A 21,418-nucleotide genomic window follows, 5' to 3' on the forward strand; every position below is an offset into this window, starting at 1 on the left:
ACGGTAGGGCATACCGGATCTAAAGCTTGGGGAGATTTGCCCTCTAGCCTGGTTGGAGCAATCCTGCTAGGTTATGGCGAGTCTGTGAACCAAGAATCCTCGTGCCTTTAGGCCGAGGAGTGTCAACGACTCGATAACTGTCCCGGTGTGGTTTGTTGGAATAGCCAATTAAGGCAATGGTTTGAGTGTGGGTGAGGATTTCGCTCAGTGCGGTATCGTCAATCTGCATGGTGTGTGTAGTATGAGGAAACCGTTAACGACCGAGTTTGTCTTGACACATTCCAATCATTCTCAAGTCGTTGGCAGTCACTTCAAGGGGAGATAAGCCTTCTAAACCCATTCCTGCGGCTGCGGGACGATTCACCGAAGCGCTGAGGGTTTCTGTTTCTCGCACAGCGATATCATGGGTAAACTGTTCGTTACTGTAGCTATCTACCACCGTTAAGGCTAAGTTAGTCCCTTGAGGACGACCATAAAAGCAGTCAAAGGACGAATAGGGCTGATAAACGGCTCCTGTGACTTGACCCTCTTTCACTTCAAAGGTCATGTAGACGGCACCAAGTTGGTCGGTTTCGGGAACTTCTCCGTAAAGATAGACTCCATCCCGGAGGAAGGCTGGGCTATTCCCTTGTACTTCTGTTTCCTCGCTGGCGATCGCACTTTGAGTAAAAATTACGCCAAAGGAAAGGGAAAGTAAAGCCGTGGTTAAGGTTAAAGCAAAAGTGCGTGGATTAAACATAATTCCGAGTCCCTGTGATTGAGAACAATTTAAATATCTCGTGATCCCCGGATCTTCTCAGTGATATCGTCTCACTGTCCCGGTGAGTTCTAACAGCTATCTGCGTGATTCCCCGCACCCTTTGGGGTGATAAATGGGTTTTTGCTCTGTGATCAAAATCAATGCGTAGCCGATACTCTTATGATATCAAGTAAATCTACGGGAGAACGATATATCAAGTTTTCTCTCAGAGTATGAAGTATCGTAAATTTGCGGAGTTTTACAATATTTCTTATGTTAGCATGAAAAGCTAGTTTTGCAAGTTAGGATTTTGTTCGCCACAACGTTATTCAGCAAGCCCTAGGTTAGTTCTGCCGCAGGGGCAGAATCATTTTAAAAGTTGTCCCCACTCCTTGTTCAGAACAACAGATGAGTTGCCCCTTATGCTTCTGTACAATAGTTTCATAACTCATATACAGTCCTAATCCCACGGATTTCCCCACAGGTTTAGTGGTAAAAAAGGGATCAAACACTTTGCGCTGAACCTCTAGAGGCATTCCTAAACCATTGTCACTAATACTAATTTCTACGGTTTCATCCCCTAACAAACCTGTGGAAATTTTGATGATGCCTTCCTGTTGAGTTTCTACTTCTTGTATGGCATCAATGGCATTCATTAATAAAGTCATAAAGACTTGATTCATTTCCCCAGCTAGACATTGAATTTCTGGTAAATCTCCGTAGTCTTTAATAATACGAATGGGAGGGGAATTGCGTTCTAATTCATCTGAGTAGAACCCCGCGAGACGGTGTTGTAAAATTAATAGGGTGCTTTCTATACCGTGATGAATATTAACGCTTTTTATTTCGGCCTCATCTAAGCGGGAAAAGTTGCGCAAACTTAATACAATTTGATGAATGCGATCCGCCCCCGATTTCATGGAATCGAGGAGTTTAAAAAAGTCGTCTTTGATGAATTCTAGATCCATCTCTTCCGCTAAGTCCTCGATTTCCGGGGGAGGCTCTACGACAATGGTTTCATAAAGGGCTAATAAATCCAACAGGTCTGTTGCATATTCTGTAGCAGGTGTCAAGTTGCTATAAATAAAACTAATGGGATTGTTAATTTCATGGGCAATCCCAGCGACTAAATGGCCTAAACTGGTCATCTTTTCGTTTTGAATCAGTTGGGCTTGAGTTTGGCGAAGTTCTTGGAGGGTGAGGGTGAGGGACTGGGCTTTTTCTTGCAGGTTTAGTTCTTTGCGTTGAAGTTCTTCGTTCGCTTGGGAGAGTTCGCGGGTGCGTTCTAAAACCCGGGATTCTAGGTGTTCGTTGGCTTGTTGGAGGGCGAGTATGGCGTAACGACGTTCTTCAATAACGGCCATGAGGACGAGGGTAGTTACGGCAATTACGCTGATGAAGGATTCGAGGAGGAGGAGGGACTCGGTGAGATTGGGGCGCAGGAAGGAACTTTTTTCTAGGAGAGTCCCCGTGATAGCCATCGCTGTGGTGAGGGCGATCGCCATGGTGGTGATCCGTTTGGGGAAACGGAAGGCTGCCCAGACGGTGAGGGGGAGCATTAAGTATTCCACGGGATAGGCCCGCCAGAAGGCCAACACCACCACACTACTAAACAGCAACAACCAACCACAAAGTTCTGGCAGTAAACGGCGTAATCGAAGCAGTAAGGGATGGGGATTTTTTTTCCCGCCGGGAGTTGCCCAAGTGAGAATCAGGGGGGTGACGATTAACACCCCGGTAACGTTGGAAATCCACCAAGTCACCCAAAGGGGGGGAAATAAAGACCAAGGCACCCACCCCCCCAAGCACAAGGCACTCACTCCAATGGTGGCACTAATCCCTTGACTAAACACAGCCCCTAATGCCGCAAATTTAAACACTTCACTGGCTTTTTGGAAGGGGTAACGAGTGCCTGTGAAGCGGTAGATTAGGGTAGCGCCACAGAGGGGGGTTAAGGTGTTGCCAATGGAGGTCAAGGCTCCAATGGCGAGACTAATGGGGGTCGGGTTAAATAAGACCGAAATGCCAAAGGAGCCCAAGGCAATAGCGGGCCAAATTTTCGCCCCACCTAAGAGGACGGCGGCTAAACCAATACCAGCCGGAACCCAAATGGGAGTCACTTCACCGGGTAGGGTGGCTAGATGTAAGCCCAATAGACCCAGACCACAGTAGGAAACGGCGATGAGGGCGATCGCACTGAAATCTTCCCTGCACCAACGGGTTACTATTCCCTTCATGTTTCAGACCCCCCCTTTGATAGATATAAGACATTGGCTTTTCCTAGCCTTAAATATTATTTGGAGAATAGGTGATTTTTGACTGATTCCTGATAACTCTTCCTTTTGAGTTAATGGGTTTTGACATCCTTAGACCATCATAACGTTAAGATGCTAAAGATGTCTTAAAATCAAACCACAATCTTTACTTATATCAGCCAAAAAAGATCATTATCCCCTACATTAAGGAGGGGAGTCATGAGTCAAAAATTAAGAGGAAAAGAGACAATGATTGATGCTCCCCAGCAATCAAGGCGAGGACTTTTAGCCAAAATTTTCGGTCAAAATCTGCCCAGTCCTCTTTGATCCTTCAGCCCACCAGAGGAGGGCTTTCTTGCTACCCTATGATTCTCAGTTAATGGTCAGTGGTTCTGGCTTTAATCCCCCACTTCTGACCAAGTAATGGGCAAAATAGGCGCGGAAAAAGAGGTTAAACGATGGCTGTGGGTTTCTTGATCTAAAACCGTTTCGACGCGCTCATAAAGGGCTTCTGCCTCTTCAAAAGAGTTGCCCACACTGGTTAACCCCAACTTACCAAACTCCGATAGGGCTCCCATTAAGTGAAACACCGTCCCGGTTTTGGTGCTACTGTCAAAATGCAGATGATGGCGGGCAATTATATCCATCAAATCCCCGGGGAGTAAACCGCGATAACTCTCCTTTTGTAAGTTATCCGAGGCAATGTAATATTTCTCCTGACCGTGAGGACTTAAAAACACGCCCCGATCGGTGTAATACTTGCCATTGGTGAGTAATTTTAAGGCCATAAAGGGATGGGTAGTGCCACCCTTGCGCAAATTGATTTCAATGGCTTGGATCTCCCATTCTGGGGTTTTGCCCGGTTGATGAACGGCGATAAAATCGACCCCAAACCGTTCCATTGCCCCTTTTTGAGCGAGGATTTTGCCAATTTTTAAGCCATAGTCTTGTAAGGCTAAACAATAGGCGGGATCGGCCGGAAAACGACAGCCCAGATAAATTTGTCCGTCGGGGCCGCCGAGAATTTGGTCATGGGTGGAGAGAATATCCACATCCCCTCGGGGGGAAATATAGCCTTGAACACTGGGGGAACGTTTAACGGTGCCTTCGATAAACTGTTCAACGATGGCGCCTAATTCTGGGAGACGACTGGAAAAACTGGCCCAAGTTTCGTCCTTCGCTTGAAAGCGGAGATGGGGGAGGCGATCGCGCAACAGCTTAACTCGGGCTTCCCAAGTCTCCAAATGGGGGGAATACTCACTCAGGGGACTTAAGTCTAAAATGGCATTACCTTCCCCAGAAAACCCCTCATTGAGTTTAATCACCATCCGTTGTAACTCCGGGTGTCGCTCCCACAACAGCGCGGCGGCTTCTATCACCTGTTCCTCGTTCCATAATGAGGCTGGACTGCCATCGGGGAAAGGGATTCCCGCTTGGGCAAAAATCGCCCGACTACCACTTTTTGACCCCCAATAGAGGAGATCGGGACGACAAGCTAACAGGGGAATCCCTAACTTGAGGGATAATTCTTGCTCTAAGATTGTGGCGTTAAAACAGACGATATAGGACTTTTTCGGCCGGAGGGCTTTACGAATGCGCTCAATGAGGCGGGGCCGTTCTAAAATCTTTTGGGAGAGGGGTTTGAGGGAAGCGTCATAGGTGGATAATAGCAACAGGCGATCGCGAGCATGGGAAAAAGGAATCCCCGGCAACAACTGCAAATAATAGTCCACAATCGTATGAGAGAGCGGTTGAGACGTAACATAGATTAAGCGGGTGTGAGGATTCCGCAGGCGAATTAAGGAGAACAATAACCGTTCTTCATAGTGAAGAAAACCTGCAATTTTTTTTAGCTGGCTTTGGTCAATGCTAAAAGAAGGGATAACGAGAATATCGAAATCATCCTGATCAAACAAATCCACACTCGACGCACAATCCCGGAGTTGATTCTGTAGGTGTCGGAATTGCAATCCGGCTTCAGACGCGACATTCAAGGTTGGCATCTTGAGTTTCCCCCCAAGTTTTGATGAGCAATATTTTTGAGTCAATGACACAGCAAACAGGCGATAATCGTCCAGACCAACGATTAAAAAAACAGCACAAATCCCTAGACCCTGAAGGTGAAGCCCTGACCTTTGAATTTGATTCCGTCGATGCTGCCTTAGCTGATTTTAAAGCAGGTCGCGCTATTGTGGTGGTCGATGACGAACACCGAGAAAACGAAGGTGATTTAATTTGCGCGGCCCAGTTTGCCACCCCCGACATGATTAATTTTATGGCTGTTGAGGCCCGAGGTCTAATTTGTTTGGCCATGACAGGGGAACGTTTGGATCAGTTGGATTTACCCCTGATGGTGAGGAATAATACAGACCCCAATCAAACGGCCTTTACGGTGAGTATTGATGCTGCGCCCCATTTGGGGGTCACTACGGGGATTTCGGCGGAGGATCGGGCGAAAACCATTCAGGTGGCCATTAATCCGGCGACAAGGGCGGAGGATTTACGTCGTCCGGGTCACATTTTCCCCCTGCGGGCGAAGGAGGGCGGGGTGTTGAAACGGGCGGGTCATACGGAGGCGGCGGTGGATTTATCCCGTTTGGCGGGTCTGTATCCGGCGGGGGTGATTTGTGAGATCCAAAATCCCGATGGGTCGATGGCCCGACTCCCCCAATTGGTGGACTATGCTAAAAAATACAATCTCAAGTTAATTACAATTGCGGATTTAATTAGTTATCGTCTCGAACATGACCGTTTTGTTTATCGGGAGTCGGTGTGTAATTTTCCCAGTCAGTTTGGGGAGTTTCAACTCTATGCCTACCGCAATAGTTTGGACAATACGGAACATATTGCCATTGTCAAGGGGGATCCGTCCCGGTTTGCCCAGCAGCCGATTTTAGTTCGGATGCACTCAGAATGTCTGACGGGGGATGCTTTGGGGTCTTTGCGCTGTGATTGTCGGATGCAGTTAAAAACGGCGTTAAAGATGATTGAACATAATGGTTTAGGGGTGGTGGTTTATCTACGTCAGGAGGGGCGGGGGATTGGTTTGGTGAATAAGTTAAAGGCCTATTCTTTACAGGATTTGGGTCTGGATACGGTGGAGGCTAATGAACGGTTGGGGTTTGCGCCGGATTTACGGGACTATGGTATGGGGGCGCAAATGTTGAATGATTTGGGGGTGAAAAAAATCCGCCTGATTACCAATAATCCCCGGAAGATTGCGGGGTTAAAGGGTTATGGTTTGGAAATGGTGGATCGGGTGCCGTTGTTGATTGAGTCTACGGATTACAATACGGAGTATTTGGCGACGAAGGCCCAAAAGTTGGGGCATTTACTGTTACAGACCTATCTGGTGATGGTGGGGATTCGTTGGCGGGCCGAGGTGCAAACGGTGACGGAACGCTATGATTTGTTGGAGCAGTTGCGGGATCTCTGTCAGTCGGTGAATTTGGTGGTGCAGGAGGAGGCCAGACCGATGGCGATCGCCTTATTCACGACTCCCTCGTTGGTGGTGCATTTGGGCCTAGATCAAGCGGGGGTGGCGGCTACGGATTGGTACGATAATGAACATCATCCCTATGTGGAGGCGATCGCCAAAATTCTGGATCATCTCGCCCGTTGGCCTCAAGTTCAGTCTCTGGAATTCCTCATTTCTACGGGAGAAGATCCCCTCACTCGCCTTCAGGTAAAGCTTTCTCGCCAAACTTGTCCCCCCGGAAAACCACCCTCTACCATCTGTTCGAGTTGGCAACCTCAAACTATTTATCGGGTGGATTAGGGGGGAAAGTGTCAACAATGTGCCTTTTTTTTTAGGGCAAAATCCTTTGCTCCCTTCACAAAATTCTCACAATGTTTCAGTATATTAAGGTCAAAGCGAAAAAATCCCCTGGATAGAAACGGAAACGCCCTCCTCTTATCAGAGAGGAGGCTTTTTTTTTGTTGGGCTGAAATCCTCACCTGAAGGGCTTGGCTGTCACAAAATTTGCATAATTTTCTAGTAACTTAAAACCTGAAGCGAAAAAATCCCTTGGATAGAAACGGAAATTACCTCCTCTTTGAATGAGGGGGTTTTTTTTGCTTTTGGGGAGTCAGTATAACTGTATGACTGACCCGTTAAGAGTTTTCTCTTGCTCTCTAATGGGAAGACCAAACCTAGTTCGTCCGTTGTTGGGCTTTAGCCCTTAATTGCTCTCTAATGGGAAGACCAAACCCAGTGGGTTCGTTGTTGGGCTTTAGCCCTTAATTGCTCTCTAATGGGAAGAACAAACCTAGTTCGTCCGTTGTTGGGCTTTAGCCCTTCATGCACTGATTTTTGATCAGAAATTTTTGGCAGACTGTCACAAAAATTGCACAATCTTTTAGTATCTTGAGTTTAAAGCGAAAAAATCCCCTAGATAGAAACGGAAATGCCCTCCTCCTTGAGGAGGTTTTTTTTTGGCTCCAGTTTTAGAACCAACATTCACTTGAATCCAGTCTAATCAATTTCATCGAGATGTTCAGCCACCGCTTGATAGAGATTCAAGATGTGATGATCTGCCAAACGGTAGAAAACTTTGCGCCCCCGTTTTTCATAACGGACTAAGCGAATCGCCCGTAAGGTGCGCAGTTGATGGGATACGGCCGATTCGCTCATGGTTAAGGCGATCGCCAAATCACAAACACACAGTTCCTCTTGTGCCAGCAGCGACAAGATCCGCAGACGGTTGGGATCTCCCAAAAAACTGAAAAATTCCGCCATCCGTTGGGCTTTTTCCGGCTCTAACACCCCCTGCCCTAATTCCGCTAAATGCTCTGTTTCTAAGGGGTGGGGTATGTCACATTCTAGGTCATCCGTCGAGGCGATTTTAAGATTCGACATCGGTTTTCCATTCAAAACAGTGATCCATCTTTCATCATAAGGTCTTTCCCCAAACCTTAAGGAAAATTTAATAATATCTGAACACCTGTTCAGACTTTTGGGTTAAAATATGAATAGCTGTTCAGATATTCGCAAAAAGGAGAACTAACATGGCAGCCACCTTAGAGAAAGTGAAATGTGCTTGTAGTACCTGTGAATGTATGGTGAGTCCTGACAAAGCGATTGAGAAGGACGGAAAGTATTATTGTGGTGAAGCTTGTGCCAATGGTCACGCCGACGGATCTCATGGCTGTGGTCACCCCGGCTGTACTTGTGGGGGATAGGGGACAATTAATAATTGATAATTATTAATTCCCATATTTTACGGTTCACTGGGGGAAATTTAACCCATGGGGTCGGGGGGATTCATGTTCCCCCGACTCTCGGATTAATCGCGCTTAAAGGATTCTAGCCACTGACGGAGTTGTTCGGCGGCAATATCACGGCCACCCCAACCAAAGGCGATCGCAAAAGCCACGGCGATCGCACCGACAATCAAACCGAACGCCAGATTAACGATATTGGGCGCAATCCCCATTTGTTGCAATGCCATGGCAGACACCAACGTAATAATAGAAATTCTCGCCGCATTGCCCACTAAACAGGCCTGACGATTGCCCGAACTGGCAATCAAGTTATAGGCTAAATTGGCAAAATACAGGCCAATGGCAAACACCACCGCCCCCGCTAACACTTGTCCGGCAATGGTCATAATGCCGCTTACCAGACCCGTTAAGGCATTGATCTGTAAGATATCCACCGCCGTGAGTGCGGCAATGAGCAGCACGGCCACGAAGACAATCATCCCCACAATTTCCGAGGGAGTGCGTACCGGAACCGTTTCATTGGGGGGTGTTGTCTGTTCCTCCGGGTTAGTATCTTGGGGTTGAGTCGTCAGAGAAGCAAACCCTAACCACTCATAGAGATGATTAAACCCTAACCCCACCAACAAACTGGTCACAAGGTCAGACAGATATTTCCCCGCCACATAGCCCAGAATTAGCACAATCGCCGCCATAAAGATATTGGGCAGCACGGCTAAAATTTGTTCTAACATAGCGATCGCAGGTTGAGAGATCGCCTCAATCTGTAACGCATTGAGTGCCGCAATCGACACCGGAATCAGCACCAAAACATAGGCTAACGTTCCCAGAATCCAAGACAAAGAACGTTGTCCCGTGGTTGAGGAAAAACCGAATCCTTCCCCCATGCGATCCAAACCCGAAGCGGCCAACAAATTCGTCACCACCCGACGGACAATTTGCGCCACTAACCAGCCAATCCCCCCAATTAACACCGCCGCCAGGATATTCGGAAGAACCCCTAAAACCTGATTCACCAATTGCTGCACCGGAACTAGGGTTCCCTCTAATTGCAGGGTACTGAGAATCGAGGGCAAAAACAGCAGGAAAATGAACCAATAGAGGGCATTGGCTAAGGTTTCCGTGAGGTGCAACGACTCCCCGCCCTCTGGAGTGCCGCCCATTTGTTCCCCCAGTTTTTCATCTAAGCGGGTAGCACGTAACCCTTTGACCACAATTAACTTGGTCAGCGTCGCCAACAGCCACGCCACCCCCAAGAGAATGGCCGCTCCACCCACTTTAGGCAAGAAGCGCGTCACTTCCTCTAGGAGGGCTTCGAGAGGTCTAGAAACCTGTTCTAAATTGAGAACCGTGAGGGCGGCAATCACGACAAAGAGAATAATCAGCCAGTAAATGGCTCCTGCAATCCATTTTTCAATGGGGAACGAAGTATCCCCCCCCGTCATCCAGGCCGCAATTTTATTATCAATGTCGGTGCGGTGCAACAAACTGTAGGTAATGCGACGCGCCAAGCTGGCAATAATCCAACCTACCGCTAGAATGGCGATCGCCTGCACCAAAGTAATTAAAGAAGTACCAAGGGTAGAACTCACCGTAGACAGCGTTTCATCCACCCACGTTGGCATAGGAGGAGCCTGTGCCAGCACAGGAGGTGCATGACCCACGAGAGTTCTGCTAATGGTCAGTATCATGGTATATACCTGAATTCTGCATCTACAGGGGCAGCTGCAACACTAATTTCGGGCCCCTGCTATTTTGATAATACCGAAGTTTCCGGCAAAACCCATCAAATTTCGATAAAATGCCCATAACTAACCGTCTGTTATCCCTTCCCATGTCTTCACGCCAAGTTTTTGAGCAATCGATTACCATTAGAGCCAGCGCCGTGATTGTAGAGCGTTGTGTGACAGAACAGGAACTGATGGCCCGTTGGTTAAATCCTGCCCTACGCTGTGAACCGATTGGGGAATGGAGTACGGAATTAGGCAGTCGTAGCCGTTTTATGATCCAGATTCCCCTCCTCCAGCCTACCCTGAAAAATACCGTCGTGGAACGAGAACCGGGGCTAGTGGTGTGGGAATTTGAGGGCTTTTTCCGAGGGCGCGATCGCTGGGAATGCACCCCCACCCCCGAAGGAACCCAACTCCTGAACCGTTTTGAGTTTGAAATCCCCAATCCCCTCGTCCGTTGGGGCTTTAACACCTTTGCCACCACCCTAACCCAAGCAGACATGAAAGCCCAACTCCGCCGTTTAAAGCGCGTTGCCGAAACCCTCTATCAGTTACAAGATTAATTGCATGGATGCAATAAAATTAGCGCCTTATTCAGCAGACCCTATCTACCTCAGTTCAAAACGCTACAATAGGTAACAAGTCTAACAAATAATGTTTATCAATCCTCTGCCCATTACTCATCTATTCACCCATGCTTTACGACACTGATTATCATCAATGGTTACAAGAAACCATTGAACATCTGCGGGTTCGTAACTTTGAGCAAATTGATTGGGACAACTTAATTGAAGAACTTGACAGTATGGGTAAAAATGATAAACGCGCCCTAGTTAGTCTATTAACGCGACTGTTAGAACATTTGTTAAAGTTAGCCTATTGGGAAGCAGAAAAACCGAGAGTTAGCAAGCATTGGGCTTCAGAAATTGTCAATTTTCGCGCTCAAATTGAACAGCGTCTCGAAGACAGTCCTAGTTTAGTTTCTCAACTGCCTACCTTTTACGAAAAAGCCTATCCTGTGGCGGTTAAATCTGTTTCAAAACTCTTTACACTGCCGGAAGATGCTCACATTACCCTTGAACAAACCCTCAGTAATGACTGGTTCCCTCCCTCCTGATTTCAGAGGGGCTTTTGTTGAGTTTTGCGGTTACTTTAACTAACCTACAGATAGTATTACCGCATTTGATTTAAAAATTCTTGGATCATCAAAGCATCAGGAGCATTAGGAACATTGCGTAAATACTCTTCTAAATCCTGAACCGCTAACGCCCATTCATTGAGTTGATAATATAATAAGCCCCTATCTCGAACTTCCCCATAGCTCTCAGGAGATAACAATAAAATCCGATCAATCGTTGCAATTGCTTTAGAAAACTGCTGTCGATTGAGAAAAATAAACTTGAGATTGGTTAAGATTCTGGACAAAAATTGGTGTTTACTAATCGGTTGTAAAAACTCCGGTTGTAAAACAACTGATTGCTGGTAAAGTTTTGCTAAAATGTCTTGACAATCCTGCTCAAACAGAATACTACCTTGATCAAAAGCATCAATAAAAATGCCGACATTTTCAAATTCAGGTCGGATAATAAAATGTCCGGGCATTCCGATACCAACCATCGGAAAATCTAGGCGCTTGGCAACTTCCAAATAAACTAAGGACAAACTAATAGGAATTCCTAAGCGACGATCTAGAACATCATTAAGGAAACTATTACGGGGATCATAGTAATCCCCCTTATTGCCGCGAAATCCTAAGTCCTCATAGAGATACTGATTAATAATTTTAATAACCTTTAGGGGGTATTGACGATCCGGTAATCGTTCTTTAAGTTCGGCAGCAATGGTATCTAAAACACCTAAATATACATCCGGCTCCAGAAAGTCGTATTCTTCTTGAGCAATATAGAGGGCTGCCTTGGCTAAATCAATTTCAGCCTCGTTTTTTTTAATTTCGTTATAAAAGTTTTGTCGTGCCAGAGAAAACATCATCGGGTTTATTCCCAAAACCATCTCTTAGAGATTAACACACTCTTCTGAGATGTTAGGGGGGTATGGTGTAGGAAATTGCCATCAAGCGTATAATAGAGCGTAATTACAAGTTAACGAGAAAATAGTCATGATCAAAAATAGCAGATTTTATATTTATCTGGGGTTATCCTGCCTCTTCAGCCTAATGATTGCTGTTGTGGGGGAGAATGTAGTCAAGGCGAACCCTATTTTAAATGAGCAAGGACGGATTGAAGAGAGTGATGCTAAACTGGAAGATGGGAGTTTTTATGATCTTTACACTTTTCCGGGAGAGGCAGGGCAACGGGTACGGATTCGTTTAGAGAGTGAAGATTTTGATCCCTATCTGGTGCTATTTAATAGCCAAGGGGAAAAACTAGCAGATGCTGATGATATTAGTCCAGAGGATTGGAACGCGGAGCTTGAATATTTATTACCGGAGGATGGGGTTTATCAAGTAATTGTTAACAGTTATAATCCTGAAGGTCGAGGAGAGTATAATTTAGTGATTTATCTTGACCCGGAAACCTCGATCCATCAACCTCAATGAATGCTCTAATTTAGAGTAGAGGATTTTGCCTAAGTTTGTAAGTATTCATCAAGAGTCTGCTTGATAATTAATTCCTTGATCTGACCTTATTTTATGGTAAACCATGACTAATGATTTCTAGCCATTTTTACTCTATCCTGTTCTTACGCTCTCTCAGATATGTCCTCGCTGTTAAGCACTACAACACCTAAAATTTTAGTGGTGGATGATCTTCCCCACAACTTGCGTCTCTTGGAAAAAATACTGACAGATCAAGGGTATGAAGTCCGTTTAGCTAATGGCGGAAAGTTGGCATTAACTAGCCTTTCTCGCTTTACTCCAGATTTAATTATCCTAGATATTTTAATGCCAGAAATCGATGGCTATGAGGTTTGTCAAGAGATTAAAGCAGATGTAGCAACTGCCCATATTCCGGTTATTTTTGTCAGTGCGCTGAGTGAAGGATTAGATAAGGCAAAGGCTTTTCGAGTAGGGGGTGCAGATTATATTACGAAGCCATTTCAGGTAGAAGAAGTGCTAGCACGGGTACAACATCACCTTAAATTAGTTGATTTAAACCGACAGTTAAAGGAGCGCAATGAGGAGTTAGAAAATCTCAATATCAAGTTACAATTAGCTTTGACAAAGTTGGAGTATTTAGTGAATATTGACGGACTGACTCAAGTGGCTAATCGTCGTTATTTCGATACTATTTTAGAACAGGAGTGGAATCAGGCAAAACAGCAAAAAAGTTATTTGGGGTTTATTTTATGTGATGTGGATTATTTTAAACAGTACAATGATTACTATGGGCATTTAAAAGGGGATGATTGTTTAATTCAAATTGCCCAAATGTTAAGTCAGGTGGTGAAACGTTCTGGAGATTTAGTCGCTCGGTATGGAGGGGAGGAGTTTGCTTTAATTTTACCGAAAACTAATCCCAAGTCTTTAATCACGTTAACGGAAAAAATTCAAGAGCGACTGGTAGAATTAGCTATTCCTCATGAATGTTCAGATATTGCTCCTTATGTGACGTTGAGTTTAGGTGGGGTGAGTTGGATTCCTGAAGAGAAGGATAAGACAGAGGATTTAATTCAGAAAAGCGATCGCGCTTTATATCTAGCTAAACACCAAGGACGGAATCGTACTGTTATTCTATAGGAGAACAGCCCCTTTTATTCCCCCATGTTTAACTCTGATGTAACACTTCTGAGATACGCTGAAACAGACTGGATTGAGGTTTCCCCAAATGCAGTCTTATTAGATGTATTGCACCAGATGACGCAACGGCAGAAAAGTTATGTTGTCGTGATGGCACAGAAACGCTGTGTGGGGCTTTTCACGGAACGGGATGTGGTGTCTTTAGCGGCATTACAACAGGATTTAAGTGAGTTGGCGATCGCATCCGTCATGACACCCAATCCTATTATCCGTTACGCTGCCCAAGTTAGCGACATTTTGGAACTGTTGCGAGAACTACAAAAACACCAGATTCGTCATCTTCCCATTTTAGGAGAAGAGGAGCAGTTACTGGGAGTGATTACCCATGATAGCTTATCCCAAGGGCTTCTTAACCATCAACCCCAACTTTTAGCCGTTGAAATTGACAACTGCCAAAAGGCTGAAATTGCTCAAGAGCAATCAGCAATCCAGATGAAAAAAGCCTACGAAAAACTAGCGGCTCATGTCAATAATTCTCCCTTAGCTGTTATAGAATGGGATGAAGAAATGCGGGTGATTAGTTGGTCTAAACGAGCAGAGGAAATTTTTGGCTGGACTGAAGCAGACGTATTAGGAAAAAGACTCGATGAATGGTTTTTTGTTTATCCAGAAGATTGGGAAAAAGTTCAAAGAACTGTTAATGCTATTCAAGATCCCCATAAAGCTCAAAATATCTGTCATAATCGCAATTATACCAAAACGGGAGAGATCGTTTTTTGTGAGTGGTATAATTCCAGTTTGTTTGATGAACAAGGCAAGCTAGTTTCCCTGATGTCTTTAGCCTTAGATGTGACTAATCGGATTGCGGCTGAAACGGCTTTACGTCAGAGTGAATCACGTCTGAGGGCGATTGTAGAACAAGCGGGGGTAGGGATTGCTTATACTATTCCGTCAGGTGAGTTTTTATTAGTGAATCAATATCTCTGTAATTTGCTGGGTTATTCAGAAGATGAGTTAATGAATTTAAGCTTTTATGATATTACCCATCCCGATGATTTGCCCCGAGATTTTGAATATATTCAAAAATCAATAGAAGAAGGGCTAGAGAGTATTTCTTGGGAGAAGCGTTATATCAGTAAAAGTGGACAAGCCCATTGGGTAGAAATTACCGTTTCTGTGGTGCGTGATAGGGAGGCAAGGTTAGAATCTGGCATTGGAATTGTGCAAGATATCCAGAATCGGAAGATGGCGGAGGAACGGATTCAATATCGACTGAAAGCTGAACAAGTGCTAGCCCAAATTTCCCAGTATTTAGCAACTCAAAACCAGTATGATTTTAATACTATATTGGCAAAATTAGCGGATGTGATCCGGGTTAATCGAGTTTATCTTTATACGGTATTGGGGGATGAAAATTCAAGGGTTGTAGATCAGAATCTGTATCCTGTTTTTTCTTTAAACTATTCCTTTGACAAGTGTTATGAATGGCATGATGAGGGAACATTTTCCTTACAAAAACAATTTAAGCCTTTCAATCTTCTACCCTTCCAGTGGTGGTTAAAACAGTTATTAGAACAAAAGCGAGTCATCTTAGAACATCCTGAAAATTTACCCCCAGAGGCGCACTGGGAAAAGGTTTTATTAACCGTACAAGGGACTTGTAGTGTACTAGAAATTGGTATTTTTACCCCAAGGGGGGAGTTATGGGGGGTGTTGGGACTGTCTACGATGGGGGAATGGCGTAAGGTGTGGTTGGAGGAAGATATTCAACTGTTGTCGGTGGTGGGGGAAATGATTTATGCTTACGCAGACCGACAACAGACCTATGAGGCTTTACAGTTAAGTGAGGAACGGTATTCCATTGCTACTCAAAGCGCCAATATCGGAGTCTGGGATACTAATCTAAGCAATCGCGAAGTCTATTATTCCCCCGACTTTATCGAGTCTTTAGGCTATTCTGTCAGGGAGATTGGTCAATCTTGTGAAAGAGTCCGGCAACTGATTCACCCCGACGATCAGGAAAAGGTCGTTGAACACAGTATTAAGTATTTACAAGGAGAACAAGCGACCTATGATATTGAGTATCGTATCCTCTGTAAAAATCAAACGGTGCGCTGGGTGTTGAGTCGCGCTAAGGCCATCCGAGATGACCAAGGAATGCCCTACCGTTTAGTGGGGACTTCCATTGATATTACTTCCCTCAAAGCGGCAACAGAACAGTTGTCCTATCGTCTAAAATTAGAAACGGCTCTCACCCAAATTTCCCAACAGTTGGCGAAATTGGAACCCTTCTCTGCCTTCCAAGAAGACCTTGCTCGCTGGCATTTTGACTTAGAACCCATTTTGGTTTGTTTGGGCCGTGCCATGGGCGTTCAACGGGCTTATCTGGTGCGTTTTGACTCCCACACCATGAGGGCTAGCTGGGTGACGGAATGGTGCGAAACGGGGTTAAATCATCTTCAGGATGACCTGCAAGATATAGATACAACGGTGATGGATTGGTGGATGGTGGAATTACAGGCGAATCGGGCGATCGCGCTTTCCCAATTAGATGAGCTACCCCCCAGCGCCCACAAGGAAGAGCAGTTTTTACGGGAGTTACAATTTAACTCCATCTTAGAGATTCCCATGTTGGATTCTAGTGGTCAACTGTGGGGATCTATTGGTTTAGCGACCATAGCTCCCCAAATCAAAAACTGGTTAGAAATGGATCAAAAACTCTTGCGCATCATTGGGGAGTTAATCTATACCCACTACAGCAGACGGGAAGCAGAACTTAAACTCCAAGCCTCAGAAGCTCTCTATGCAGGGATTTTTAACCATTCTGCTGAGGTGATTTGGTTAATTCGCCTGCTACCGGGGAGGCAGTTTGTTTATGAAACCATTAATCCTTCTTATGAGGAACAAATCGGCATCACCAGAGAGGAGATTATCGGCAAAAGTCCCTATGATGTCCATTCATTGCCCATTGCCCAACATTTAACCCAATCCTATCAAGCTTGTGTGGAGGCCGGGGAAACCCTTTGTTATGAGGAAACGCTTTCCTTTCCCATTGGAACACGAACCTGGCGTACTATATTAGTTCCGATTCACAATAGTCAGGGGCAAATCCAGAGAATTTTAGGCAGTGCGCGGGATATTACCGAAGATATTCGCCAAAAAGAGGAACTGGCTCGTTCTAACGCCGAATTAGAACAGTTTGCCTATGTAGCCTCCCATGATTTACAGGCTCCTTTAGGGATTATTAGCAGTTATGCACAACTGTTACGACAACTGAAGGGGGAACAACTCGATGAACAGTCTACTCGATATTTGGAACGGATTGTGCGAGGCTGTGAACGGATGCAGAATATGATTCATGATCTGTTGCAATATTCCCGACTGCAACGGAAACCAAAAGAATTTCAGGCCTGTGATTTAGGGGAAATTATCCAGGATGCGATCGCCAACCTAGAACTTGACATCACTCAAAGCCAAGCCAGTCTTGGGATTGGGGAATTACCTACTGTACAAGGCGATCGCCCCCAACTCCTCCAACTCCTGCAAAACCTCCTCGGTAACGCCATCAAATACCGAGGCAATCGCCCCCCAGAAATCCAAGTTTCCGCCCAATTCCTCGAAAATCACTGGCAAATTGCCATCCAAGACAACGGCATCGGCATCTCCCCCAAACATCAAGCGCGCATCTTCCAAATCTTCCAACGCCTACACACCGCCAATGAATACCCCGGCTCTGGCATTGGACTCGCCATCTGTGAGAAAATCGTCCAACGTCATGGCGGCAAAATTTGGGTCGAATCCCAAGAAAATCAAGGGTCTACCTTCTACTTTAGCTTTCCTGCTTTAGAACCTCACTTAAATTAGCGACTGTCCCCACAAATCTTAACCCGAGAATATAGCCACATAATCGGATCAAAATATTATTTTTTTGTTAAAATATATCACCAGATTCAAAACAGAGGCTCTGACCGTGAACCTTACTCCTCAAAACTTCACACTACTGATGGTCAATGACGACGAGGATACTTGTATTTTGACCCAACAGGTCATTCAAATGTTAACCCACCAAGAAACCCGCTTTCATCTAAATTTCCGTTGCGTCGAAACGGGTTTACAATTAGTAGAGTACCTTGAGCCTGTCACCCCCCACAATCCCACGATTGACTATCCTCAACCCGATTTGATCTTATTGGATTTGAATATGCCCGCCATGAATGGTATTGAAACCTTGATGTGGCTCAAACAAAACCCCAAATTCAGCAAAATCCCCGTTGTGATTTTCTCATCCTCTGATCATCCTGATGATATTAAACAATGCTATGAATTAGGAGCGAATTGCTATATTAGAAAACCCCTAGTATTTGAATCATTCATCAACATCCTTCAATCCATTGTCTATTACTGGTTTAATATTGTCCAACTGCCATCCTATACCAGCCCAGACCTTTATCAGATAGATTACCCTTAAGTGAACCACCAACACTGAATTAAAAATGACAGTCTTGGCAACACCCCCAAAGAGATACTTTTTACTTTTCCAACTAAAAGCCAGTTAGCTGTTGTTTTATCGCTTTTTGCTTAAAACGCCCTGCTTAGGTGTTTTTTCCTAGCCCTAGAGATTAGATTGAATGATCGATGTGTGAACTTAAGAATCCTCTGTTACAGCCTAGCTTAACAGGAGAGTATGTTAACAGTTTTCTTTAGCCAGTCCTCTTGATTCAGCATCTTTAGAATCCATCGTCCTATGATGACATATTTTCCGATTGAACCCTCCCGTCCTCCTATCCAGATGGAAGATACTTCCCTAAAGATTCTCCTAGTAGAGGATAATACCGACGATGCAGAACTGATTGAGGAATTAATTAATGTTGGGAGTCAACAGTATCAATTAACAATTCCCCTGCAAACGGTACCCTCTTTGAATGGGGCGTTACATGAACTCAATACTATGAGTTTTGATCTAATTTTATTAGACTTATCCTTACCGGATAGTAATGGACTAGAAACCTTCGGTAAAATTTCTAAACAAGTGCATAATACTCCGGTCATTGTTCTAACTGCCTACAACGATAGTGATTTAGCTATCCAAGCCATTCAAGCTGGGGCGCAGGACTATTTAATTAAAGGAAAAACAGGCAGTCAGACCTTAATTCGTGCTATATTTTATGCCATTGAACGGCAACGATTACAGGATAATTTAAGGCAACGTGAGGCAAAATATCGCTCGGTTGTGGATAATTTAAAGGGCGTTATTTTTCAGACTGATTTACAAGGAAATTTAATCTTTTTAAATCAAGCGTGGAATCGTCTGACAAATCGACCCGTAGAAGAGGTATTAAATCGTCCATTAGTGAGTTTAATTCACCCTCAAGATCAACGGCTGCATTTAACACAATGCGAAGCATTACTAGCTGGAAATATTCCAGAAGTGACTTATTTGGTGCGTTACTTTCGAGGGAAAAAAGACATTGGTTTATTTGAAGTAACCGCTCGTCCGACTTTAGATCAACAAGAAAAAATAATTGGGATTACGGGGGTATTAGAAGATATTACGACGAACCGACCTTTCGCCTATGAGTGAAGCGTTAAGATTACGGTTTTGGGTATACTTGTTTGTGTGAGATCAACCTATTAGTTGATCATCTGGGACTGACTCAATGCTGATTGTACTTGAGTTTCAGACCTAGAACCATCGCCGCGAGGATAAACGTTGCTACATTCGTGACAATCACCGGAAGATCCCTAACAGCCACCCCGTAGATAATCCACAACACCACCCCGAGGCAAAAGGTGAGGAACATTCCCAAGGAGATATCTTTAGCTGACTTACTTTTCCAAGTTTTGAGGACCTGGGGCAAAAACGAAATTGTGGTTAAGGTTCCGGCCAGTAGACCCACAGCCGTCATAGGATTTTCTAACATAGGAGTAGAGATTAAGGAACAACAGAAGGAGTTAGAGCATAATTTGTTGTGCGATCGCCCGAATCGTTTCCGTCACCTCATGCTCCGGATAATTCACCACAAACACCCCATTACTCGCCAACATCATCACATCATCAGAATGAGGCAAAATCCCTGCCACAGGGACTTCATAGATACTTTCTACCTTTCGTTTTAACTCATCAAAATCAAACAGCGTAGGGGCTTTATTCACCATCATCAACATTTTAGGCACTTCTAAACGCCGTGCCACATCCACCGTCACCGCCGTTCCTTGAAAATCTTGCTGATCCGGTCGTAAAATCAACAGCAGGACATCAGAAATCGTAATAGAGAGTAACGTTTCCTCATTCAGACCCGGATGAGTGTCAATGAGCAAATAATCCAAGTCTAAATCTTCCATCAAGTCCTGAAAACCGTCGTTCAGTAAACCCACATCGTACCCTTCCCGCAAGACTCGGGCAATATCCCCGGCCTTAATACTCGACGGCACTAAAAAAACCTTCCCCCCCTTGTCCTCTTGACCTTTTAACACATTAGTCATCTCATGGGCCGCCGCCGAAAGTTTACAGCGTCCCCAAAGATAATCATTCAGACAGGGACTGAGATTTTCCTCCCCATAGCCAAATAAAACATGGATGCCGGGGGATTGGATATCTGTATCTACAATGGCCACACGATGTCCATAACTAGCAATAGTCACAGCTAAATTCGCCGTAGAATTGGATTTTCCTGTCCCTCCGCGATAGGAGTGAATAGAGACAACTTTAGGACGCTTCGATTTAGTCATGGTCGGGTACTGACTCTTGGGAGTGATTCTGAAAGCATTGTACGCGATCGCCTATCGCCTCCTCTAGTTTCTCACAACTTCTCTCCCCCTCAGAGGAGTTAATCATTCACGGATTCCTGTTAGCGTAGTCTTCCATGCTCAACAGACATGGGAACAGACAACCTTGCTCTACCAGTCTGAGGAGATATTGCCGTTATAATAGACATCTCCTGTTCCCTTTGCCTTCCCTTATGTTTCCCCTTAACCAGATTAAACGACGCTATGCTCCCCCCACCTGTACCCTAGAAATTTGGGCGACTCGCTCCCCCCTGTCCAAATTTCAGAAACGACCCATCGTTAAAAACCTACAGTTTCAACTGCGCTTTGATGACCCTCGACGGATGCAAGACGAGCAAATCATCCTCAAAGGCGATCGCCAACAACTCGACCTCCTCTGTGATACCGTCACCACCTACATTCAAAACATCCTACTCCCTGCCCCCGTTCCTGCCGCCCTCAGAGCCGCCCCCTCCAGTCCCGCACCCACCCCCCTCAACCCCAGTCAACTGCCCTTCCTGCGTCCCCAAGGGCTATTACAGCACGAACTATTCCTAGGTACCCTCCTAAGTCCCTCCACCTCCGTTCCCCTCTCCACCACCCAACTCTTCGACCTCGGCACCGTACTAGACCAATACCAAGCCGAAATTGACCTACTCCCCCGACTCTCCTCCTCATCCTCCACCATAGTCCCCGCTTGGGCCAAAACCGCCGCCTTCCTGATTATTGCCTCCGGCGTAACCATGACCCTCTACCTCAACCAACAAGCCGAACAACAACGACAAACCTCCATCTCCATTCCCGAACTACAAGACCTCAACCGCCCTCCCATCGGCGTAGAAACCCTACCCAGCCTCCCCGATGCCCCTCCAGCCCCCACCCCCAGCCTCCCCTCAGACCTCGCCCAACGGCCAAGACTCGCCCCACCCCCCCCAGTAAACCCCGGCGACATTCCCATCAACACCCCGCCCACCATGCCCGGCCGTTCCCCCAGCGCCCCCCAGCAAACCAC

At 45.4% G+C, this 21,418-nt stretch carries 18 protein-coding genes and 1 pseudogene; 11 read left to right on the forward strand and 8 right to left on the reverse strand.

The window, feature by feature from the left end:
• A pseudogene (locus K4A83_RS23455) lies at positions 1-111 on the forward strand (RNA-guided endonuclease InsQ/TnpB family protein); the annotation flags it as partial.
• 142 nt (positions 112-253) lie between these two features.
• Here K4A83_RS23455 and K4A83_RS16345 read toward each other — a convergent pair.
• From K4A83_RS16345 to K4A83_RS16355, 3 genes are all read right to left on the reverse strand, one after another.
• Positions 254-739, reverse strand: coding sequence for a hypothetical protein (locus tag K4A83_RS16345; protein ID WP_265265696.1), 486 nt, complete (start codon positions 737-739; stop codon positions 254-256).
• Positions 740-1,083: 344 nt separating this feature from the next.
• Entirely contained in the window at positions 1,084-2,976 is a 1,893-nt protein-coding gene (locus K4A83_RS16350; RefSeq protein WP_265265697.1) for an MASE1 domain-containing protein, read from the reverse strand.
• Between the two features lie 416 nt (positions 2,977-3,392).
• On the reverse strand, positions 3,393-4,997 hold the full coding sequence (locus K4A83_RS16355) for a peptide ligase PGM1-related protein (RefSeq protein ID WP_265265698.1): 1,605 nt from the start codon (positions 4,995-4,997) through the stop codon (positions 3,393-3,395).
• 44 nt (positions 4,998-5,041) lie between these two features.
• On the opposite strand from K4A83_RS16355, the gene ribBA reads away from it, so the two are divergent.
• On the forward strand, positions 5,042-6,772 hold the full coding sequence (ribBA, locus tag K4A83_RS16360; RefSeq protein WP_265265699.1) for a bifunctional 3,4-dihydroxy-2-butanone-4-phosphate synthase/GTP cyclohydrolase II: 1,731 nt from the start codon (positions 5,042-5,044) through the stop codon (positions 6,770-6,772).
• Positions 6,773-7,468: 696 nt separating this feature from the next.
• On the opposite strand, the gene K4A83_RS16365 is transcribed toward ribBA, so the two are convergent.
• Positions 7,469-7,852, reverse strand: a complete 384-nt coding sequence (locus K4A83_RS16365) for an ArsR/SmtB family transcription factor (RefSeq protein WP_265265700.1) — start codon at positions 7,850-7,852, stop codon at positions 7,469-7,471.
• A 149-nt stretch (positions 7,853-8,001) separates the two neighbouring features.
• Between K4A83_RS16365 and K4A83_RS16370 the strand changes: the two genes are divergently transcribed.
• Complete coding sequence (locus K4A83_RS16370; RefSeq protein ID WP_265265701.1) at positions 8,002-8,175, forward strand: metallothionein; 174 nt, start codon at positions 8,002-8,004, stop codon at positions 8,173-8,175.
• A gap of 104 nt (positions 8,176-8,279) precedes the next feature.
• Here the strand turns inward: K4A83_RS16370 and K4A83_RS16375 are convergent, their stop codons facing one another.
• Positions 8,280-9,839, reverse strand: a complete 1,560-nt coding sequence (locus K4A83_RS16375; protein WP_407810058.1) for a mechanosensitive ion channel — start codon at positions 9,837-9,839, stop codon at positions 8,280-8,282.
• Positions 9,840-10,048: 209 nt separating this feature from the next.
• Here K4A83_RS16375 and K4A83_RS16380 point away from each other — a divergent pair, with 209 nt between their 5' ends.
• Complete coding sequence (locus K4A83_RS16380; protein ID WP_407810059.1) at positions 10,049-10,507, forward strand: SRPBCC family protein; 459 nt, start codon at positions 10,049-10,051, stop codon at positions 10,505-10,507.
• A gap of 131 nt (positions 10,508-10,638) precedes the next feature.
• On the forward strand, positions 10,639-11,061 hold the full coding sequence (locus tag K4A83_RS16385; protein WP_265265704.1) for a DUF29 domain-containing protein: 423 nt from the start codon (positions 10,639-10,641) through the stop codon (positions 11,059-11,061).
• A gap of 56 nt (positions 11,062-11,117) precedes the next feature.
• On the opposite strand, the gene K4A83_RS16390 is transcribed toward K4A83_RS16385, so the two are convergent.
• Positions 11,118-11,933: a SirB1 family protein gene (locus tag K4A83_RS16390; protein ID WP_265265705.1), complete on the reverse strand. Its 816-nt coding sequence runs from the start codon at positions 11,931-11,933 to the stop codon at positions 11,118-11,120.
• 127 nt (positions 11,934-12,060) lie between these two features.
• Here K4A83_RS16390 and K4A83_RS16395 point away from each other — a divergent pair, with 127 nt between their 5' ends.
• From K4A83_RS16395 to K4A83_RS16415, 5 genes are all read left to right on the forward strand, one after another.
• Complete coding sequence (locus K4A83_RS16395) at positions 12,061-12,501, forward strand: PPC domain-containing protein (protein WP_265265706.1); 441 nt, start codon at positions 12,061-12,063, stop codon at positions 12,499-12,501.
• A 159-nt stretch (positions 12,502-12,660) separates the two neighbouring features.
• Positions 12,661-13,641 carry a diguanylate cyclase domain-containing protein gene (locus K4A83_RS16400; RefSeq protein ID WP_265265707.1) on the forward strand — a complete coding sequence of 327 codons (981 nt, stop codon included), beginning with the start codon at positions 12,661-12,663 and terminating at the stop codon, positions 13,639-13,641.
• Positions 13,642-13,665: 24 nt separating this feature from the next.
• Positions 13,666-17,505: a PAS domain S-box protein gene (locus K4A83_RS16405; protein ID WP_265265708.1), complete on the forward strand. Its 3,840-nt coding sequence runs from the start codon at positions 13,666-13,668 to the stop codon at positions 17,503-17,505.
• A 106-nt stretch (positions 17,506-17,611) separates the two neighbouring features.
• Positions 17,612-18,109: a response regulator gene (locus tag K4A83_RS16410; RefSeq protein WP_265265709.1), complete on the forward strand. Its 498-nt coding sequence runs from the start codon at positions 17,612-17,614 to the stop codon at positions 18,107-18,109.
• A gap of 276 nt (positions 18,110-18,385) precedes the next feature.
• Positions 18,386-19,222 (forward strand): PAS domain-containing response regulator, encoded by an 837-nt coding sequence (locus K4A83_RS16415; RefSeq protein ID WP_265265710.1) that lies wholly within the window; start codon positions 18,386-18,388, stop codon positions 19,220-19,222.
• A 73-nt stretch (positions 19,223-19,295) separates the two neighbouring features.
• On the opposite strand, the gene K4A83_RS16420 is transcribed toward K4A83_RS16415, so the two are convergent.
• On the reverse strand, positions 19,296-19,562 hold the full coding sequence (locus K4A83_RS16420) for a SemiSWEET transporter (protein ID WP_265265711.1): 267 nt from the start codon (positions 19,560-19,562) through the stop codon (positions 19,296-19,298).
• Positions 19,563-19,593: 31 nt separating this feature from the next.
• Complete coding sequence (locus tag K4A83_RS16425) at positions 19,594-20,370, reverse strand: MinD/ParA family ATP-binding protein (RefSeq protein ID WP_265265712.1); 777 nt, start codon at positions 20,368-20,370, stop codon at positions 19,594-19,596.
• Positions 20,371-20,600: 230 nt separating this feature from the next.
• Here K4A83_RS16425 and K4A83_RS16430 point away from each other — a divergent pair.
• Positions 20,601-21,418, forward strand: an 818-nt coding sequence (locus K4A83_RS16430) for a DUF4335 domain-containing protein (RefSeq protein ID WP_265265713.1), incomplete at its 3' end; no start/stop codon positions are given.

Source organism: Spirulina subsalsa FACHB-351, assembly GCF_026130165.1.
Taxonomy (GTDB): domain Bacteria; phylum Cyanobacteriota; class Cyanobacteriia; order Cyanobacteriales; family Spirulinaceae; genus Spirulina_A; species Spirulina_A subsalsa_A.